The organism is Dactylosporangium sp. CS-047395, from assembly GCF_050942185.1.
Taxonomy (GTDB): domain Bacteria; phylum Actinomycetota; class Actinomycetes; order Mycobacteriales; family Micromonosporaceae; genus Dactylosporangium.
Genome location: NZ_CP192015.1, coordinates 464,056 through 482,761, shown reverse-complemented (window position 1 = coordinate 482,761; position 18,706 = coordinate 464,056). Strand labels below are relative to the sequence as shown.

At 71.9% G+C, this 18,706-nt stretch carries 19 protein-coding genes; 8 read left to right on the top strand and 11 right to left on the bottom strand.

Going from position 1 to position 18,706, the window contains the following annotated elements; all coding sequences use genetic code 11:
- Positions 1–15: 15 nt before the first annotated feature.
- On the top strand, positions 16–375 hold the full coding sequence (locus ACQP00_RS02255; RefSeq protein WP_433213593.1) for a DUF3263 domain-containing protein: 360 nt from the start codon (positions 16–18) through the stop codon (positions 373–375).
- Here ACQP00_RS02255 and ACQP00_RS02250 read toward each other — a convergent pair.
- The 3 genes from ACQP00_RS02250 to ACQP00_RS02240 all read right to left on the bottom strand — a co-directional run bounded on the left by ACQP00_RS02250 (position 355) and on the right by ACQP00_RS02240 (position 2,512).
- Positions 355–936 (bottom strand): DUF1684 domain-containing protein, encoded by a 582-nt coding sequence (locus tag ACQP00_RS02250; protein WP_433213590.1) that lies wholly within the window; start codon positions 934–936, stop codon positions 355–357. The two genes, ACQP00_RS02255 and ACQP00_RS02250, sit on opposite strands and share 21 nt — an antisense overlap.
- 10 nt (positions 937–946) lie before the next feature.
- Positions 947–1,966: a fatty acid desaturase family protein gene (locus tag ACQP00_RS02245; protein WP_433213587.1), complete on the bottom strand. Its 1,020-nt coding sequence runs from the start codon at positions 1,964–1,966 to the stop codon at positions 947–949.
- A 78-nt stretch (positions 1,967–2,044) separates the two neighbouring features.
- Positions 2,045–2,512: a pyridoxamine 5'-phosphate oxidase family protein gene (locus ACQP00_RS02240; protein ID WP_433213584.1), complete on the bottom strand. Its 468-nt coding sequence runs from the start codon at positions 2,510–2,512 to the stop codon at positions 2,045–2,047.
- 24 nt (positions 2,513–2,536) lie between these two features.
- Between ACQP00_RS02240 and ACQP00_RS02235 the strand changes: the two genes are divergently transcribed.
- Complete coding sequence (locus tag ACQP00_RS02235) at positions 2,537–3,493, top strand: lactonase family protein (protein WP_433213581.1); 957 nt, start codon at positions 2,537–2,539, stop codon at positions 3,491–3,493.
- A 96-nt stretch (positions 3,494–3,589) separates the two neighbouring features.
- Positions 3,590–3,829, top strand: a complete 240-nt coding sequence (locus ACQP00_RS02230; RefSeq protein WP_433213578.1) for a hypothetical protein — start codon at positions 3,590–3,592, stop codon at positions 3,827–3,829.
- Positions 3,830–3,878: 49 nt separating this feature from the next.
- Here ACQP00_RS02230 and ACQP00_RS02225 read toward each other — a convergent pair whose 3' ends face one another.
- Positions 3,879–4,802: a hypothetical protein gene (locus ACQP00_RS02225; protein WP_433213575.1), complete on the bottom strand. Its 924-nt coding sequence runs from the start codon at positions 4,800–4,802 to the stop codon at positions 3,879–3,881.
- A 167-nt stretch (positions 4,803–4,969) separates the two neighbouring features.
- Between ACQP00_RS02225 and ACQP00_RS02220 the strand changes: the two genes are divergently transcribed.
- From ACQP00_RS02220 to ACQP00_RS02210, 3 genes are all read left to right on the top strand, one after another.
- Entirely contained in the window at positions 4,970–5,107 is a 138-nt protein-coding gene (locus ACQP00_RS02220; RefSeq protein WP_433213572.1) for a hypothetical protein, read from the top strand.
- Between the two features lie 72 nt (positions 5,108–5,179).
- Complete coding sequence (locus ACQP00_RS02215; protein ID WP_433213569.1) at positions 5,180–6,148, top strand: DMT family transporter; 969 nt, start codon at positions 5,180–5,182, stop codon at positions 6,146–6,148.
- A 19-nt stretch (positions 6,149–6,167) separates the two neighbouring features.
- Positions 6,168–6,413 carry a hypothetical protein gene (locus ACQP00_RS02210; RefSeq protein ID WP_433213566.1) on the top strand — a complete coding sequence of 82 codons (246 nt, stop codon included), beginning with the start codon at positions 6,168–6,170 and terminating at the stop codon, positions 6,411–6,413.
- Here ACQP00_RS02210 and ACQP00_RS02205 read toward each other — a convergent pair.
- From ACQP00_RS02205 to ACQP00_RS02195, 3 genes are all read right to left on the bottom strand, one after another.
- Positions 6,410–6,661 carry a DUF6082 family protein gene (locus ACQP00_RS02205; RefSeq protein WP_433213563.1) on the bottom strand — a complete coding sequence of 84 codons (252 nt, stop codon included), beginning with the start codon at positions 6,659–6,661 and terminating at the stop codon, positions 6,410–6,412. The genes ACQP00_RS02210 and ACQP00_RS02205 overlap by 4 nt on opposite strands.
- Positions 6,598–7,035 carry a DUF6082 family protein gene (locus ACQP00_RS02200; RefSeq protein ID WP_433213560.1) on the bottom strand — a complete coding sequence of 146 codons (438 nt, stop codon included), beginning with the start codon at positions 7,033–7,035 and terminating at the stop codon, positions 6,598–6,600. The genes ACQP00_RS02205 and ACQP00_RS02200 overlap by 64 nt, the downstream gene beginning before the upstream one ends.
- A 73-nt stretch (positions 7,036–7,108) precedes the next feature.
- Positions 7,109–8,140: an RICIN domain-containing protein gene (locus ACQP00_RS02195; protein WP_433213557.1), complete on the bottom strand. Its 1,032-nt coding sequence runs from the start codon at positions 8,138–8,140 to the stop codon at positions 7,109–7,111.
- Between the two features lie 431 nt (positions 8,141–8,571).
- Between ACQP00_RS02195 and ACQP00_RS02190 the strand changes: the two genes are divergently transcribed.
- Positions 8,572–12,450: an HD domain-containing protein gene (locus tag ACQP00_RS02190; RefSeq protein ID WP_433213554.1), complete on the top strand. Its 3,879-nt coding sequence runs from the start codon at positions 8,572–8,574 to the stop codon at positions 12,448–12,450.
- Between the two features lie 52 nt (positions 12,451–12,502).
- Complete coding sequence (locus ACQP00_RS02185) at positions 12,503–13,723, top strand: MFS transporter (RefSeq protein ID WP_433213551.1); 1,221 nt, start codon at positions 12,503–12,505, stop codon at positions 13,721–13,723.
- Here ACQP00_RS02185 and ACQP00_RS02180 read toward each other — a convergent pair.
- The 4 genes from ACQP00_RS02180 to ACQP00_RS02165 form a co-directional block, all read right to left on the bottom strand.
- Positions 13,665–14,066 (bottom strand): hypothetical protein, encoded by a 402-nt coding sequence (locus ACQP00_RS02180; RefSeq protein WP_433213547.1) that lies wholly within the window; start codon positions 14,064–14,066, stop codon positions 13,665–13,667. The genes ACQP00_RS02185 and ACQP00_RS02180 overlap by 59 nt on opposite strands.
- A gap of 5 nt (positions 14,067–14,071) precedes the next feature.
- A complete protein-coding gene (locus tag ACQP00_RS02175) occupies positions 14,072–15,901 on the bottom strand; it encodes a sigma-70 family RNA polymerase sigma factor (RefSeq protein ID WP_433213544.1) in 1,830 nt (609 codons plus the stop codon).
- Between the two features lie 66 nt (positions 15,902–15,967).
- Complete coding sequence (locus ACQP00_RS02170; protein WP_433213541.1) at positions 15,968–17,686, bottom strand: M16 family metallopeptidase; 1,719 nt, start codon at positions 17,684–17,686, stop codon at positions 15,968–15,970.
- A 61-nt stretch (positions 17,687–17,747) separates the two neighbouring features.
- Positions 17,748–18,683, bottom strand: coding sequence for a hypothetical protein (locus ACQP00_RS02165; protein ID WP_433213538.1), 936 nt, complete (start codon positions 18,681–18,683; stop codon positions 17,748–17,750).
- Between the last annotated feature and the right edge of the window lie 23 nt (positions 18,684–18,706).

Sequence of the window (18,706 nt, the reverse complement as noted above, 5' to 3'; positions counted from 1 at the left end):
ACTAGGGTGGTGCGCATGAAGCGCGACGACCTGGCGGCCGCCCGCGTTCCCGCCCAACCGTCCACAGAGGACGTCGAGGACTTCATCGACAGCGACGATCTGCTGGGCGACGCCGGCGAGCGTCCCGACGTCGCTGTCGCCGAGGAGCCGGCCGAGCTCGACGAGCGCGGGAAGAAGATCCTGGCGTTCGAGAAGCAGTGGTGGCGGCAGGCGGGGGCCAAGGAGCAGGCCATCCGCGACTCGTTCGGCGTCAGCACCACGCGGTACTACCAGCTGCTCAACGCGCTGCTCGACAACCCGCTGGCGCTGGCCCACGATCCGCTCGTGGTCCAGCGCCTGCGCCGGTTGCGCGCGTCACGCGCCCGTCGGCGGTGACTCGTAGCTCAGCTCGCCTGCCCTGATCGGCTCGGTCAGCCGGTTCTCATAGGGGGCGAGCGGGCAGGCCCACTGGTCGTCGTACGCGCACGACGGGTTGTAGGCGTAGTTGAAGTCCAGCCGCACCTGGCCGCCGGGCAGCGGGACAACACCGCGGCCGTGGGTGCCCTTGACCGTGTCGGTCAGGTAGCGGCCGGCGCCGTAGGTCTCCCGGCCACTGGTCCCGTCGCGGAAGGGCAGGAACAGCCCGCCGCCGTACGCGTCCAGCCAGAACAGCGTCAGCGGCCCCCACGGCGTGGCGAGCAGGCCCGCGCGCTCGTAGCGCAGCACCCCGTCCGGGCCGCCGGTGGCGATCTCCAGGCTGCCCTCGGCCGGGGTCAGCTCGACCGTGGCGACGAACTCGTCGGACGGCGGGAAGTAGCGCAGCGGGCCGGGCGCGGCCGACTGGGAGTGGGTGGCGAAGAGGTCGTCGCGGCGGGCCCGGAATCCGGCCAGGTCCTCGTCGGCGAGGTACATGGCGGCGACCCGGGCCCGGTAGTCGGCGAGTGCGAGATGGTCCACGATCTCGAAGCTACCGCCGCAGCGGCGCGCCGGCCTCGTGCAAGTGGCGAAGGGCCTGGACGTAGGAGCCGACGAACGTGGCCGAGTGGTACGGGACGCCGATCTCCGCGCAGTACCGCTCGACGATCGGCTGGGCCTTGCGCAGGTTCGGGGTCGGCATGCTCGGGAACAGGTGGTGCTCGATCTGGTAGTTCAGCCCGCCGAGCAGCACGTCGACCCAGCGCCCGCCGCGCACGTTGCGCGAGGTCAGCACCTGCTTGCGCAGGAAGTCCAGCTCGTCCTCGGCGGTGGGCATCGGCATGCCCTTGTGGTTCGGGGCGAAGGTCAGCCCGAGGTACAGCCCGAACAGGCACTGGTGGACCAGGATGAACGCGATCGCCGTGCCCGGGGACAGGATGAGGAAGGCGGCGGCGAGGTAGACGGCGATGTGGCCGTACAACAGGAAGCTCTCCAGACGCCGGCGCTTGACCGTGCCGACCCGCCGCAGGCTCGACACGTGCAGGTTGAAGCCCTCCAGGAGCAGCAGCGGGAAGAACAGCAGCGCCTGATGCCCGCCGATGAACTTCGCCGGCCCGCGCGCCTGCTCGGCCTGCCGGGTCGACCACACGATCACGTCGGGCGCGACGTCCGGGTCGCGGTCCTCGTGGTTCGGGTTGGCGTGGTGACGGGTGTGCTTGTCCATCCACGCGCCGTAGCTCATGCCGATCATGACGTTGCCGGCCAGCAGGCCCAGCACCTCGGACCAGCGGCGGCCGCGGAAGACCTGCTTGTGCGCGAGATCGTGGGCGACCAGCGCGACCTGCGCGGAGGCGACGGCCAACAGCACGCCGAACCACAGGCTGTGGGTGAGGACGAGCCCGGCCCACCCGCCCACGTACATGGCGAGCACGAGGGTGAGGCGGAGGGCGTAGTACGCGGGCCGCCGATCGAGCAGGCCGGCCGCGCGGATTCGTTGGGAGAGGACGGCGAAGTCGGTGGCGCGGTCCGCTTCCGCTTTCGGTTTCGCTTCCGCCTGGGCCAGCGTTGTCATGCGCATCAGCGTTGCGAATGCGCGCGGCGGGATCGAACCCGTCAGCCCCCGGGATTGGTGGTAGTGCTGACCCCACCCTTAGGGGTTCGGGCGCCACCGGGTGGGCGACTGCAGGAACCGCGCCTCTTCCAGCGCGAAGATTTCGATGGGCGTGACGCGCACGATCGCGCTGTCTTTTTGCTCAAGGCTGGAGTTGTACTTCGTGCGGTACACCTGCAGCGCTTTTGTCGCCTCGGTCACGAATTCCGCCGTCCCGTCGACGATCACCGGCTCGGCGCCCCCTTCGGTGGTGACCGTACACGCCGGGTTCGCTCGAAGGTTGCGAATCTTCCGCGACTGCAGGCCGCTGGAGAACCAGAGCGCGCCGTCGCACCACGCGGCCCAGACGGGCATGGCGTGCGGGCGACCGTCGGGCCGTACCGTGGCGATCCAGTAGTTGTGGGCGGTCGCGAGCCGCCGCTCGGCGATGTCCCACTCGATGAGGCCGTCGTCGCCCCGCTCGATGCCGTAGCCGGGCATCAGGGGCCGTCCGCGCTGCATACCCATGAAGCGGAGCCTAGGCTTGGTCGAGTGCCAGTGCTCATCGGCTCCTACGCAGACCAGTACTCCACCTACGACGACGACTTCAAGCCGCTCGCGCCGCCGGTGTCGACACCCGCGCCCAGCTTCCTGGCGGTGGGCCCGGGCGGCGTGCGGTACGCCGTCGGCGAACTCGACGACGGCGAGGTCTCGGCCTTCACACCCGGCGGCGAGCTGATCAATACCCTGCCGACCGGCGGCGGCTCTCCGTGCCACGCGGTGGTCGCGGACGGCCGGCTCTTCGTGGCCAACTACGGCACCGGCAGCGTCACCGCGTTCGCGCTGCGCCCGGACGGCGGGCTGGACCGCCGGACGGATCTTGCCCAGCACGCCGGGGCGAGCGTCCACCCGGACCGGCAGGAGGGCCCGCACGCCCACCAGGTGACCGTGCGCGGCACCACGCTGCACGCCGTGGACCTGGGCATGGACGCGATCGTGCACTACCGGATCACGCCCGAGGGCCGGCTGGAGCACCTGCGCACCACCACGGTCCAGCCGCTGGGCAGCGGGCCGCGGCACCTCGTGTTCCACCCGGACGGCCGGGTGTTCATGACCAACGAGCTGGCTTCGACCGTCGCGACCTACACCTCGGGCTTCGAACTGCTCGACGTGAAGCCGTCGTGCCTGGTCCAGCCGGTCGGCGACAACCTGCCCAGCGAGCTGGCGCTGTCGGCGGACGCCCGGCACCTCTACGTGGCCAACCGCGGCAACGACACGATCACCACGTTCGCGGTCGAGGCCGGCGGCCTGCTCCCGATCGACGAGGTGAGCACGGGCGGCACCTGGCCCCGCCACTTCGTCGTGCTGGACGGCGCCCTGTGCGTGGCGAACCAGCACTCGAACACGGTCGCGCTGCTCGAACTCGACCGCGACTCGGGGGTGCCGCATCCCGCTCGCGTCGTGATCGAGCACCCGTCGCCGACGGCAGTGATCCCGGTCGCTGGCTAGTTCGTTTCGGGCGGTCTCGCGTTTCTCGGGCTATCTCGCGGATGATGCGGCACGGAACCCTTGCTGAACCGGCGTTCAGTGCCGCACCATCGATGCATGGGTGAGCTTGTTGCGCTGCCCAAGTCGGGCGACGTGTTCGAGGACCGCCGCGGCGGGGACCGCACCATGCGGGTCACGTGCCACCCGCAACGGGGCACCGTCGTGGTCTCCCTGTGGGTGGACAAGATCTGCCGGGCGTCGTTTCAGCTCGCGTCGGAGGACCTGCCGCGGCTGCAGTCGGCGCTGGCGGAGATGGTGTTTCCGGCGCCGCCGGACGCTCTTTCCGACACTGCTTGATGTTGGCCCGATAGGTCGGGCGCTTCGCGTCGCGACATATCGCCGCTGGTCAGACGGCCTCGGGCGTGGACAGGGCGGCCTTGTCCGCGGCCTCCGAGCGGGAGTTGCGGCTGCGCTGGCGGGGCACGCGCGCCCGCGGGAGCAGCGTCGCCGCCGTGATGCCGGCCTGCCGGGCCGCGTCGAGCGTGTCGCGCAGTTCGGCCGCCTCCTCCGCCACCTCGGCCGCCTCCTGGGCCAGTGCGGCGGCGGCCACCACGGCCACGTCGGCGGCCTTGACGGCGGCGCGTTCGGTTGCGGCGGCCGCCTCGTACAGGCGGCGGGCTCGGCTTTCGGCGGTGCGGCGCAGCTCGACCTCGCGGGCCGCGAGCTCCTGCAGCGGGTCGGCCCCGGCCACGCCCTTGAAGACCTGCTCGAGGGCGTCGACCGTGATGTCGCCGCGCTTGAAGGCGTCCAGGGCCGCGCGGGAGACCTCGCGCTTGGTCTCGTCGTCCTGGTCGGTGACCGGCTGCTGCGCCTCGGCGACGTGCCCGGCGGCCTGCAGTGCCTCCTGGTACGCCTTCTGCGCCACGTCGAACGTGGTCCAGGCGTGCTCGCGCGCGGTCTGCGCGGCCAGGCTGCGGGCCTGCGCCTCGACGACCGTGAGCTGGGCCCGCTTCGCGGCGGCGGCGGTCGCGGCGGCCTGGCGGATGAGCTCGCCGGCCTCGGTCCGCAGCCGGGCCCGCTCGGCCGGGCTCAGACTGGCCTCCGCCTCCTCGACGGCGGCGCGGCGGTCGGCGCGATTCAGCCGGTACAGGCTCCAGCGTGAAAGAAACGCCGCCAGCAGGACGAACAGCACGATGAGCGCCATCAGCCCGACCCAGAGCACGATGGCCCCGGTGACCGGGTCGAGACCGAAGATGCCGCGCCCGCCCGTGAGCGTCCAGGGCAGGTCACGGGGTGATTGTGCCAACGTGGCGGGGGTGTGAATGGCCACGGCGCGACCTCCGGCTGTGCGTGTCGCTACAGCGTAAGCGCACCACACCAACCCGGTCACCCGATCGAAAGGTGACTATTCGAAGAAGTTCCGTACACGAATAGTGATGACCGCGCAAGAATCCCCCGCTCACCGGCGCGTCGCCCGGCGTGTCGCGGTCGCGGTACGTGTCGATCATCACCGAGGTGTCGGCGACTTGTCACCACATCGTGATCAGCCCGGAAATTCGCGTGTCCATCCGCGGGGCGATCGCTAAGGTCCGCCGCATGTGCCTGCGCATCGTGTGCCCGCCGCCGATCCGGTAGCGGGCCTTTTCGGCCCAACGGCTGCCGCGTTCGACCTGACGCGTCCATCCAGCCCTCTTGGGAGACATCCGCATGCGCACATCCATCGGCCTCAACCTGACCTTCATCGCCTTCGCCGCCGTCTCGTGGGGCGTGGGCGGCTTCATCGCGGCGGTGCTGTACCGCCACAGCGACCTCGGCCCGATCGCCGTCACGTTCTGGCGCTACGCCGGCGGCCTGGCCCTGCTCGCCGCGCTCCGCCCGGTCCTGCGCACCCCCGGCCCCCGCCGCCCGAAGCTGCGCTGGCTCCTGCTGAACGGCCTGGGCATGGCGGTCTACCAGACGGCGTACTACGTGGCGATCGCCCTGGGCGGCGTCGGCATCGTGACCGTCGTGACCCTGGGCTCCGGCCCGGTCCTCATCGCCCTGGGCGCCCGCCTCTTCCTCCACGAACACCTGGGCCGCGCGGGCGCCGCGATCGTGGCCGCGTCGGTCGTCGGCCTCACCCTGCTGGTGGCCCAGAACCCACAGACCGGCCCGCACCCGCTGGCCGGCATCGCGGTCGCTCTGGTCTCGGCCGCGGGCTATGCGGCGGTCACCCTGCTGAACCGAGCCGCGTCCGACGACCCGTACGACTCAGCCTTGGGCGGCTTCGCGATCGGCGCGGTGGCGCTGCTGCCGTTCGCGGCGTTCGAAGGCCTGATCCCCAGCTCCGACGGCCTCGGCGAGACGGTGGGGCTGCTGGCGTTCCTGGGCGCGGTCCCCACGGCGCTGGCTTATGCGCTGTTCTTTCGAGGACTTGCGGTGGTACGAGCGACGACGGCTTCGGTGGTCGCGCTGAGCGAACCACTGGCGGCTGTGGCGTTGGGTGCCCTGGTCCTGCACGAGCCGCTGACGCCGTGGTCGGCGGTGGGCGGCGCGATCCTGCTCGCCTCGGTCGCCGCCCTGGCGGCACTGGAGCGAAAGCGGACCCGCGTTCGAGGCGACGAGCAAACGGAAGAACAAATCGATCCAGAGGGACTTGGTAGGGTTCGCCAAAATTCCGACTCGCTGCCAGCGTGATACCACCCGGAAGGACGCAATGGAGCGCTCGCTTGTGCTGCGCCGGTTAGGTTCCACACCGCGTCAGCGCGGTTCTCGAGAAGAGCTCAGCTGCCCCGACATCTTCGAGCTGAAGGACGGCCGGTTTGCCGTGATCGGGACCGACATGACCGTCGACCTCATCGGTCATCTCCCGCCGGATGCCGGTGTCGCCGATTACGAGCGAATCGTCGTGATCACCCGCGACACCATGCTGCACGCGAAGCGAGATATTCCCGACGTCTAGTCCGCGGGAGTCCGTACGAGCTGAAACGCCGCTTCGCACAAGCGGTCGAACTCGCCACTACCTGGTTCGTTCGCCCGCACGCGTAGCCGGTATTCGCGCACGGACTCCCAGAAATCCTGCATGATCGGGCTTTGAAAGACGTCCGCGATGGTCTCGCGCAGGTGGTCCTGACCGAGGCCGGACGTCAGATGCCCGAGGCGAATGTGCGACAGGACCAGGTTCGCGTAGAGGAACTGCTTGCGGCGCACCGGATCAACGTCAGGGCCGACTCCGGCCAGACCTCGGCGAGATCCTCGTCATTGATCGCCATCTCCAGCAGGTGCACGTGCAACTCGCGAAACACCGACTCGGACGAGCGGAACAGTTCGTGCCGGGACTGTTCCGCCGCCTCGCGTTGCATGCGGAGTTCGGCTCGCTGCATGCGGAGTTCGTTGAACTGAATCCACACAGTCACCAGCACGACGATCAGCGCCAACGCCGAGAAGATCCCGTTCACCACCGAGAAGGCGTCGCTCAGCTCGTCCCAGCCGTGCGGTGCCGGCAGGCCGACGCCCATCCCGACCAGGATCAGCACGCCGGCCGTCAAGAAGACGGCCAGGGCGGCAGCGGCCCGCCTGTCCATAACATCATCATGGACGTCAATGTCAACGCTCACCGGACGGATTCCGGACCCGCGTCGTGATGGGTCGGAGTGGCTACCGCATGGTCCAGACCTGCACGGAGGCGCCGACGCAGTCGTAGATGACGACGTAGCTGCCCGCCCCGGTGCCGGCCGCGGTCACGCACTTCTTCGAGTTCGGGTTCTGCCAGGTGTTGTCGGCCCGCCGGACCCAGGTCTGGGCGACCGTGCCGTTGCAGCTGTACACCTGCAGGATCGTGCCGTTGTCCTTGCCCGCGTTCGGGACGTCCAGGCAGTAGCCGTTGTCCGCCGATACCAGGGTGGCGCCCTTCGTGGGGTCGCCCTTGATTTTCCAGACCTGGTTGTTCTGGGAGTCGCAGTTGTCGATGACGATGCGGTTCGAGGAGCCGCTGCGGTACTCCGCGCACTTGTTGGACTGCGAGCCCACCAGGCGGCCCTGGGTCGGCGGCGCGGGAGGCGGCGGCGGGGCCGCGGCCGTGGTCTGGGTCTTGGTGGGGGCGGCGGCCGTGGTGGCCGGAGCGGTGGTCGCCTGGCCGCCGGTCGCGGTGGTCCGCGGGCGGGTCGGCACCGGGTCGGCGGCGGCCTCCGTCGGCGGGGCGATGAGCGCGTCCTCCGAGGGGCTGCCGGCCGCGGCCTGGGGCTGGCCGCTGCCGGGCAGGTCCACCGACGGGACCTTGGCCGGGAGGCCGTCGTCGTGGCTGCTCGCGGTGCTGTCGCTGCGGACCGTGGAGAAGACCACGGCGCCGGTTACCAGCAGGAGCAGGACGGCCACCGCCACCGCGCCGACCGGGTAGCGGCGCCAGGGCATCACGCGGCGGCGGCTGCCTCGGTAGTCGTCGGCGTCCTCGTGGGCGTAGTCGGTGACGATGGCCAGGGCGGGGGCGTGGTAGTCGGCCACCGTCGGCGAGTCGTCGGCGGCCATCAGGGGTTCGGCCGTGACCAGCTCGCCCTCGACCGTTTCCACCGAGGGATCAGCGACAGGGACGGGCTCGTTGGACAGGCCGGGCAGCGAGACGATGAACTCCACGTTCTGCATGTCACCCATGTCGGCCGCGTCCGCGCGGGCCTCGCCGGCCAGCGTGGCCACCGTTGAAGGATCAGCCTCATCCGAGGCGGACGACGGGGAAGGGACCGAAGCCATGGCAATCGCTGTGGGACCGTCGGGGCGGCGCTGGTGGGGAATCGCCGGAATCGTCGGCTTCGGTGGGGTGAAGGGCTCCGGCAGGACCCGCGCCGCCGCGGTGGCTGTTGGCGGCACGCGGTGTCGGGCCTGGGGACCGGCGGCGGGTGGCAGCGGCCCGGCGACCGGCGTCTCAGCGCCCGAATCGCCTGCGTTGTCCCCGTCTCCAGCGACGGACATGCCGTGAATCCCCTTCCGGTGACGGGTCTCGCCCGGAGCACCGTAGCTGCTGACGCAACAAAAGGCGACCGGCCGTAAGTCCGATGTCGGGCACTTCTGCGACGGCGGCGCGCGGTATTCGGCGCAGTGCGTTGCCGACGGCCGGTAAGTTTTCCCGCATGGCGCCAACGGGCTGGGAAACGATCGCGGGGCAGCATACGGTTTGGGGTCGCGTCGACGACGCGTCCACGTTCCGTGACCAAGCCGTCGCGCTGGCGGCCGAACTGGCCGTCGCGCGCGGGCGGGCGGCCGCCGCGCTGGGCGACGACCCGTGGCAGGACGACGACTTCGGCGATCGGATGTCGCAGCAGGTCCAGCACCTGATCGGGATGCTGCCGGACACCGAGAAGTTCAGCGGGCCGGAGGCGGTCCTGCTCGTGACGGTACCGATGCTGCATGACGCTCTGTGGTCGGGGCTGGCGGCCCAGGAGCGCGGGGTGGAGCCCGGCGACCTGGAGCCCTCGCAGGACGCGAGCAGCGACCGGGCCGCGTTCGAGCGCTTCACGCAGACGTATGCCCAGCCGCACCGCCGCGCCCTGGCCGCGATCCGGGCCGGGCGCCGGGAGACCGCGGCCGAGCTCGGCTGGTGGCTGCTGCACCGGTGGATCGGGCGCCGGCCGCAGGCCTATCAGCCGGGGACGATCGCCGCGCTGACCGGTGCGGCCGAGGACGCGCGCACCGCCGAGCTGCTGCGCGCGGTGCGGGCCGACCCGGCGTTCCTGAACCGCCACGACCGGCCGGAGTCGCTGCTGTCGCAGCACGGTGCGGTACGAGAGCGGCTCGTAGGTTTTCTGCTCGCCATCGCGCGCGGCCTGGCGATCGAGGTCACGGTGCTGCCCGAGGTGATCGGCGAGCATCTCGGCATCGGCGACCCCGTCACGCCCGGCCAGGTGCTGGAGACCGTGCGCGGTTCGCACTGGGAGCCGCGCGGGGCCACGCTGGTGCTCACCGCGGCCTGCGCCCACCCGTCGATCGAGGTGGCGCTGCGGGCCCACATCGACACGCTCAACCAGCTGCTCGCCGAGGCCCAGCGGGCCACCAGCCGCGACGACGTGCTGCTGCCGCTGCGGCACCTGCCCAACCGGGCCGCCACCGACGACGTCGGGCCGCTGATCCGCGACGGGGTGCCGGCCTACCAGTCGGCCGGCGTGCGGTTCCGGCTCGCCGAGGACCGGGTGCGGGAGCTGCTCATGGGCGAGCAGCTCTACGGGGACCCGGCGCTGGCCATCCGCGAGCTGTACCAGAACGCCCTCGACGCCTGCCGCTACCGCGAGGCGCGCACGGAGTACCTGACGCGGGCCCATGATCGAAAGCTCCCGTGGGACGGGCGGATCAAGTTCGTCCAAGGCGTCGACGCCGACGGCCGGGGCTATCTCGACTGCACCGACAACGGCATCGGCATGGGCGTGCGCGAGCTCAGCGAGGTCTTCTCGCAGGCCGGCGTCCGCCTGGCCGACCTGCCGGAGTTCCTCGAGGAGCAGGCCGAGTGGGCCCGCCTCGACCCGCCGGTGCAGCTCTTCCCCAACAGCCGGTTCGGCATCGGCGTGCTCAGTTACTTCATGCTCGCCGACGAGCTGACCGTGGAGACCTGCCGGATGGGCCGCGACGGGCAGGCCGGCGAGCGGCTGCGGGTCTCGATCGCGGGCCCGGGCAGCCTGTTCCGCATCCAGGACCTGGGGCCGGGCACCGATACCGGCACGACGGTCCGGCTGCACCTGCGCGAGGGCGTGACCGTCAGCTCGGTCGAGGAGCTGCGCAAGCTGCTGTGGGTGGCCGAGTTCGGCACCGACGCGACCGACGGCGTGCAGAGCCAGGCCTGGGCGCCCGGCGAGCTGTCCTCGGCCGCCGAGGACCTGGGCGACGACGAGGACGACGAGGAGCGCGTCGGGCCGGGCGTGGTCGCGGCCGAGGGCGCGCGGGTCTGGTGGTGCCGCAACAACGGCGCGCTGCTGGCCGACGGGCTCTACGCCGGCAAGGAGATCTTCGGGGCGGTGGTCAACCTCAACCGCGACCTCGCCCCGCGGCTGTCCGTCGACCGGACCAAGATTCTCGCGTACCGCGAGGACGACGTCGACCGCCTCCTGTGGGAAGCCGTTCCGGCCCTGACCGCACCCGGCACGACCCTGCTGGGCTACGAGTGGCTGTGCCGGCTGGCCCCCGTCCGTCCGCTGGTCGCCGACCTGATCTACGAGCAGGCGATCGAGCGCGGACACGGCAAGTGGGAGATGGACGGCGAGACCGTCGACGCGGCCGTCACCGGCTGCTTCGTGGCCAACGACGGCCCGGTCGGCGGCCCGGACGAGCTCGTCGAGTGGCGGCTCACCGCACTCGCCGCGGGCGGGCGCTACCGCAAGGTGCTCAAGCCGGGACCGGACTGGCGGCGGGCCATGCGGGCCCGCCCGTCCGACGCACTGCTGCTCAGTGTGGACGTCGACGGTACCGGCCCGTGGCTGGACCCGGTCGACATCGTCCCGCTGGTGCACCTCGTCCGGGCGGCCCGCAAGACCGGCCGCTCGGCACCCGAGATCGCGGCCCGGCTGGAGGCGCTCGGCTTCGAGCCGTCGGTCGGCGCGGCGAGCGTCGGCGTGGACCCCGACGACCTGATCTTCACCAGCCGCGACGTGGACGGGACGCGGCCCTGGCTGCAGCCCGACCAGCCGGTGCACCTGGTGCACCTGCTGCGCGCCGCGCACCGCAGCGGCCGGAGCGTGCACCAGGTCGTGGCCCGGCTGCGCCAGCTCGGCTTCGAGGTGGACGTGGACGTCGAGGTGCTGCCGCTGGAGCAGTTCGGCCCGAAGGACCTGACCATCGCCAGCCGCGACCTGGACGGCTCGCACCCGTGGTTGGACCCGCGGGAGCCGGTGACCCTGCTGCACCTGCTGCGGGCGGCGCACAAGGTCGGGCTGCCGGCCGAGGAGACCGCGGCGCGGCTGGCGCTGCTGGGGTACCCGCTCGACGCCGGCTGGGAGACGCTCACCACCGAACCCGACGACCTGGTCCTCATCTCCCGCGACCTGGACAGCACCTCGCCCTGGCTGGACCTGAGCGAGGAGGTGGCGCCGGTGCACGTGCTGCGGGCGGCCGAGCGGTCCTCGCGCCCGGTGCCGGAGGTCGTGGCCCGGCTCCGCTCGTTCGGCTTCACCCTCGGCGGCAACCTCGACGCGATCGAGGTGGTCAAGCTCGAACCCGAGGACCTGCAGCTGGCCAGCCGTGACCTGGACGGCTCGCAGCCGTGGCTGGACTCGTCCCGCCCGGTGCCGCTGATCCACCTGCTGCGGGCGGCCGAGTCGACCGGGCGCGAGGTGGGCGAGGTGGCGGCGCGGCTGTCGGCGTGCGGGTACCGCGTCGACGTCGACCCCGACGCGATCCTCATCGACCACCTGGAGCCCGACGACCTGACCATCACCAGCGAGGACCTCGACGGGTCGGACCCCTGGCTGGACCCGATGAAGCCGGTCCCGACCATCCGCATCCTGCGCGCCGCCCAGCGGACCCGCCGCAGCGTGCACGACATCGCGGCCCGCCTGACGTTCCTGGGCTACGCGGTGAGCCTCAACGGCGCCGGGCCGTCGCTGGACCAGGTCGAGCCGGACGACCTGCTCATCACCAGCCGCGATCTCGACGGGTCGCAGCCGTGGCTCGACCTCGACGAGCAGGTGCCGCTGCCGCACCTGCTCCAGGCCGCCCGCCGGGTGCGCCGCCCCGTGCACGAGATCGCGGCCCGGCTGGAGACCCTCGGGTACACCGTGGACGTGGATCTTTCGAGCATCGCCGTGGACTCGGTGAAGCCGAACGACCTGCTGCTGGCCAGCACCGACCTGGACGGCTCGCGCCCGTGGCTGGACGCGTCCCAGCCGGTGCCGCTGAACCATCTGCTGGCCGCGGCGCAGAAGATCCGCAAGCCGATCGAGGAGGTCAGCGCGCGGCTGCGGGCGCTGGGCTACTCGGTGCCGGACGTCGACTCGCGCCTGCCCCGCCTGCGCCCGGGTGGTGTGTAAAGCAGCAATATTGGTCATCGACCCCATGCGGGGCATGGGCCAGAATCAATCGATGCCTCCCTATTGGCCGGTGGTACGGAACCGCGTCTTCGCCCGGTTGCTGCCCGGCCTGGCCATCTCGGCGCTCGGCGACGGGATGAGCGCGGTCGCGATCGGCTGGCTCGCCGTGCAGGTCGCGCCGCACCACCAGCGCGGGCTGTGGGTCGGGCTGGCCATCGCGGCGTACACGTTGCCGGGCGCGCTGGGGGCGGTGCTGCTGGCCCGGCCCCTGCGCGGGCGGAGCGGGGCGCACCTGGCCGCGCTGGACGCCGCCCTGCGCACCGTGTTCCTCGGCGCGATCCCGCTGCTGGCCTGGTCAGGGGCGCTGACCATCGGCCGGTACGCCACGCTGCTGGCCTGTTCCGCGCTGCTCTCGGCCTGGGGGTCGGCCGGCCGCTACACGCTCGTCGCCCAGGTGCTCCCGAGCGAGCTCCACGTGCCGGCGAACGCGCTGCTCACGGTGCTGACGGAGGCCTCGACGGTGGTCGGGCCGATGCTGGCCGGGCTGCTCATCGCCTGGTTCGACGCGGCCGCGGTGCTGGCGGCCGACGCGGCCACGTTCGCGGTGCTGGCGGTCTCGTTCGTGCTCGTGCGCACCCGCGCGGCGCTGCCGGAGCGGGAGCGGCGCTCGGCCGGGCTGGTGGCGATCCGGCGGGACCGGCGGCTGTTCGCGCTCATGGCGCTGTCGTTCTGGTTCTTCCTGCTGTTCGGGCCGGTGCCGGTGGCGGTGCCGCTGTTCGCGGACTCGGCGCAGGAGGTGGCGATGCTGTACACCGCGTTCGGCATCGGCGCGGTGATCGGCGCGATCACCACCGGGCACCTGCCGCACCTGCCGCTGTGGCCGGCCTCGATCGGCTCGGTGCTCGGGTTCGGCCTGCTGCTCCTGCCGCTCGGGCTCGGCCTGCCGCGCTGGGCCGACCTGCTCACGCTGGCGCTGGCCGGGCTGGCCTGGGCGCCGTACCCGACCGCGAGCATGTCGATCTTTCAGCGCCTGACCCCGGCCGCCTGCCTGCCGTCGGTGCTGGCCGCGCGCGGAGCCGTGCTCGTGGTCTCCACGCCGCTGGGCACCCTGCTGGGCGCGCCGCTGGTGCAGGCCACCGGACCGGCCGCGACCCTGGTGACCTGCGGCGTCGCCATCACCGTGCTCGGCCTGGTGGCCGTCGGGGTGCGACTGTTCAGGCCGCTTCCTCGAGCACGTTTCGACGAGCGCAAAGCCTCCGGGTGTACTCCCTGAGCGCCCGGATCGCCTCGTCGATGTCCTCGGTCAGCACGTCCGGCAGGTCGATGAGCATCCGCCGCCCGTCGATCGTGGCGTAGCCGCTCACCTCGAACCCGCCCTCGCGCACCCACACGTCCACGCCCAGGTCGACCGTGGTCCGCTCGTACCGCAGCACCACGCCGACCAGCGCGAACGGGGACTCGCCGGGGCCGATCCGCCCGATGCGGCCGATCAGCTCCCAGTGCATCTGGCCGTGCGCGGCGGCCACCTGCTGGCCGTACAACTGGAAATCCTCACAGGCCTCGTTGAGCGCGGCGAGCAGTGTGGCGGCTCCACTCGATCTCGCATCCAGAGACATTTCGATCATCCTCCTGCGGCTCGATAGGCGGCGCCCACCTGGGTCGGGGTGGTGCCGTTGCTGTAGAGCCCGGTGTCACCGGACTTGCTGGTGTAGAGCAGGAACCAGCTGTACCGCTCGACGTAGGACAGGCCCTGGAGCATGGCCGTCGAGCTGTTGACGAACGCGACCTGCTGGTCCGTCGAGGGGTAGACGGTGCCGTTGTCGAACTTCATCAGGGCGTACTCGGTCAGCCAGATCGGCAGGTGGTAGCGGTTGTACACGTTCTGGATGTAGCCCTTGAGCTGGTTGGCCGCGTTGGGGCCGAAGTCGCCGCCGTACCAGTGCAGGGTGATGAAGTCGACGCGGTAGCCGCGCTCCTGCACGCCCTTCATGAACCGGTCGAACCAGCCGCCGGGGGTGTCGGCGCCGTACGCCGGGGCCGGGCTGCCCAGCCGCATGCCGGTCTGCTGCAGCTGCGGCCACAGGTCGAGGACCTGCTCCGGGGTCATGTTCGACTGTTCCTTGAGGTCCGGCTCGTTGAACGCCAGCAGCGTCTTGCCGTTCGCCTTGGCCTTGGCCAGGTCGGCGCTGACGTTGCCGCCACCCCAGATCATCGGCACGAACTCGACTCCGGAGACGCCGGACATGGGGCTCGGCGACCAGTCGTAGTACCAGGCCGCCTTGACGTCCTTCATCGCCGGGCCGTTGTTGCCCCCGAACTTGTCGTTGGTGCTCACGCCCTTCTTGGCGCTCGTCTTGGCCGGCGGCGCGGCCGGCACCGTCGTCTTGGCGGGCGTCGCGCTGGACGGCGGCGGCGCGCTGCTGGGCGCCTGGGCCGGCGGCGGGGCCTCGCTCGCCGGGGGCGCCACCGATTCGGAGGGGGCGGCCGCTACCACGGCGGGCTTCTCGTCACCCTGCGTCGCGATATAGACGGCGCCGGCGGTACCGGCGATCGCCACCGTCGCCGCCACCCCGACCATGGCCGGCTTGGCGGCGGCGAACCACCCGAAGAACATGGCCTTGAGGCCACCGGCTCCCTTGGTGGTGAGCACCGCCCCGGTCGTGGTGGTGGCGGCGCCCGATCCGGCCGCCATCGCGCTGAACACGAAGGGCACCGGGACGAGGGCCACGCCGGCCAGCAGGCGCTCGGCGGCGACCATGTCCGACCAGGCGCGGTCGCACTGCCGGCACTCGCGGGTGTGCCGGGCCAGCCGCTTGCGCCACAGGGCGCTGGGGCGGCCGTCCCAGCTGTGCAGGACGGCGCTGAGCTCCGGGCAGCGGGGCCGGGCGGCCAGCGCCCGCACGACCGCCCGGGCCGCGTCGAGCTGGGCCTTCATCCGCTGGATGCGCACCGCCGCGTGCTGGCGGGTCAGCTGCAGCGCGTCGACGACCTCCTCGCGCTCGAGCTGCCCGGCCGCCTCCAGCCACCACAGCGACAGCAGCTCGCGGTCGTCGTGGTCGAGCCAGCGGGTGGCCTCGGCGACCTCCTGGCGCTGCCCGGACAGGCGCAGCCGGGTGATGGCCAGGTCGGCGAAGTCGGCGCCGGGGTCGGCGGTGTCGGTCGGGTCGGCCCAGTCCCCGACCAGCGGCGCCTGCGTCTGCCGGCGGTGGCGGTCGCGGACCTGCGACATCGCGATCGCCACGACCCAGGAGCGGAAGCTGTCGGGCTCGCGCAGCCGGGGTAACCCGTCGATCACGCGCAGCATGGTCTCCTGCACGACGTCGTCGACGTCGGCGTGCCCCTGCAACGCCCGCCCGATGATGTTGTAGATCAACGGCAGGTACTCGCCGACCAGGGCATCGAGTGCCCGCTGGTCGCCGGCCCTTGCCGCGATCACCGTGGCCGTGCCCATCAGCGCCTCCTGTCGAACCTATTCAGGAGACGTGGTGGCGCAGGGTCAATAACGCTTCCGGAAAAACTACTTTCTGTTACGTCGCCGCAGCAGGTAGACACCCAGAATGCCCAGGGCCACGAACCCTCCGTAGGTGACTACGAACACGACGGCCGCGAAGCCGTCCATCGGGACGTCCAGGTCGGGGTCGGAGTTGTCGTTGACGATGAGCGTCCAGAGGCCGCCGCAGCACAGCGCGAGCACGGCCAGGACCAGCGACGTGATCGCCCCGACGAGGAGGCCGACCTTGTTCGAGGATTTCGGCGGCGCGGTCACCGTCGCCGGGGCCGGGCTCGACGGCACCGGGATGTCCTCGGGGTCGCGCGCCGGCAGGGGCACGGTCACCGGGGCCAGGGCCGCGTCGAGGTGGGCGAGGGCCTCCGGCGGGATGTGGAACAGCGTCGGCTCGACGCGGATCGTCAGGCTGTCGACGCCGATCAGCTGGCGGCCGCCGTCGGGATGGGCCAGCGACACCGCGCACTGGTCGAACGGGATCGACACCGGCGGGCGGCCCTCGCGGTCCAGGCCGACCCCGGACGCGCCGACGACGAGCCGGATCTGCGGGTTCTCGACGGAGGGGTACCGCGGCCCCTCGATCGCCCGCTCGGAGCTGACCGGCGCCGGAGCGAACCCGGCCCACTCGGCGTCGTGCCCGTGCGGCGTCTGCAGCAGCCCAGAGCCGAGCATCTCCAGCGCCGCGCCGTGCACGTCGGCCACGGTCACCGCCCGCAACTGCTCGCGCACCTCCTCGACGCTGCGCAGCGACGCGCCGGTGAGCAGGTCGAACGCGCGCAGGGGCAGCCGGCCGACGTCGGCCATCGGCCCGCGCAGGCTGTCCTCGGCCTTGGCCCGCACCGCGTCGAGGTCGGCCTGCTCGATCCGGCCGGCCCGCAGCTTGGCCAGCACGTCGACGAAGCCGCCGAGGACGGCGTCCTGCTTGTCGGGCACGCTGTCGGCGATCGCGGTGACGACGGCGTATCCGTCCCCGCGCGGGTCGTAGTTGGTCGCGGCGGTGTAGGAGTTGCCGTCCTCCTGGCGCAGGCTGCGGTACAGCTCCCGCTCCAGCACCTCGGAGAGCACCATGCCGGCGGTGCCGCGCCGGACGATCCCGTCGTAGGCCACGTGGTTGCCGTCGCCGCAGAAGTAGGCGGGCGTGCCGCGCAGCGCGGTCGTCGGGGCCGGCACCGGGCGCCGCTCGCCGTCGGGCAGCGCGAGCTTCAGGGCCGGTGGGATCCGCTCGCCGGCCACCCAGAGCACCGCGTTCTGCCGGGTGAACCAGGTCCGCGCCCACCACTGCAGCTCGTCGGGGCCGATCCGGGGCAGGCCCATCTCGCCGTACGCGGGCAGGCCGTAAGTGCGCGCGCCGTAGCGCCACAGCGCCAGCGAGTCCGCCGCCCCGGAGCTCCGGCCGCGCTCCTCCGCTCGCAGCACCTGACGCTCGGTCTCCAGCCGGTGCATGGGCAGGGCCTGCAGCGAGGCGCAGACGCCGTTGAGGTACGCCACGATGTCGTCCTCGCCGCCCTGCAGGTGGAAGGTGGTGACGACGACGCCGGTGCTGCCGTTGTAGTGGTAGTCGGTCAGGCCGTGGCCGTGCAGCACCAGGTGCTCGAGCAGGTGCGTGATGCCGCGCCGGGCCAGGGTCTCGTCGGCCTGGCCCACCCGGAAGGTGAGGCCGGCCAGCGTCGGACCGTCGTGCTTGGCGAACAGCGCCGGAACCCTGTCGACGTCGGTGATGTCCATGCTCATGCCTTCATCGCCTTCGCCCGCGCCGCGTCGTAGGCGATCGTCTCGTCGCCGCCGAAGTCGCTCATGCCTTCATCGCCTTCGCCCGCGCCGCGTCGTAGGCGATCGTCTCGTCGCCGCCGAAGTAGCTCCAGAAGTAGCCGGTGCAGTAGCCGCCGGTCGCCTCGAAGAACGGGCGGGCCGCGGCCGGGTCGCCGAGTTGGCTGAAGGCCAGCGCGAAGTGGTTGTTCGCGGTGAGCGCGCGGTAACCGCCGGTGCGGAACGCCGGGTGGCGTACCGAGCGGTCGGCCGCCTCCTCGATCTCGGCCCGCACGTCCGGCCGCCGCCAGTGCGCCCGGCGCCCGTCGGCGTCGAGCTCGAACGCGATCTCGAAGTGCGCCTCCAGCAGCGCCAGCGGGGCCAGCGAGCCGGGCGGGGCGGCCCGCATGCACTCCAGCCCGAACGCGTGCACCTTCTCGATCGAGCCGCTCCACTTGGGGCAGAACTGCTGGACGACGTTGGCTTGCGCGACGTACAAGTGCGGCACGTATCTGCTGAGGCGGTCGTAGCGGCGGCGCGCCTCGGCCTGACCCAGTTCCAGACCCCGGTTGATCTTGATCCGCTGCGACCAGGCGGTCGCGTTGCCGGGCTGCTCGGCGGTGACCTCGATGAGCACCTGCTCGGCCCGGCGCAGGTGGTCGTGGAAGGTGGCGAACTGGGCGTTGCTGACGTTCTTGGCCCGGGCCCCGGTGCGCACCTCCCAGCCGGCGCTGATGAGGCGGGCGCCGTACAGCGTGCGGGCCAGCGTGCCGTCCCCCGCCTGCCGTTCGCGCTCGGCCGCGGCGCCCAGGAAGCCCTCCGTGTCGGCGGTGTCGGCGACGAGCCGGGCCGCGTACTCGTGGTCGTCCCAGTCCTGCCACCCGGCGAACTGCGCGGCGATCGCGGGCCAGTCCCGGCGCAGCACCGCGCGGCGCAATTCCCCCAGCTCCGGGAAGGGCCCGGCGGGGTCGAAGGAAGTCACGAGCCGGGAGCATAGGTGAAAGG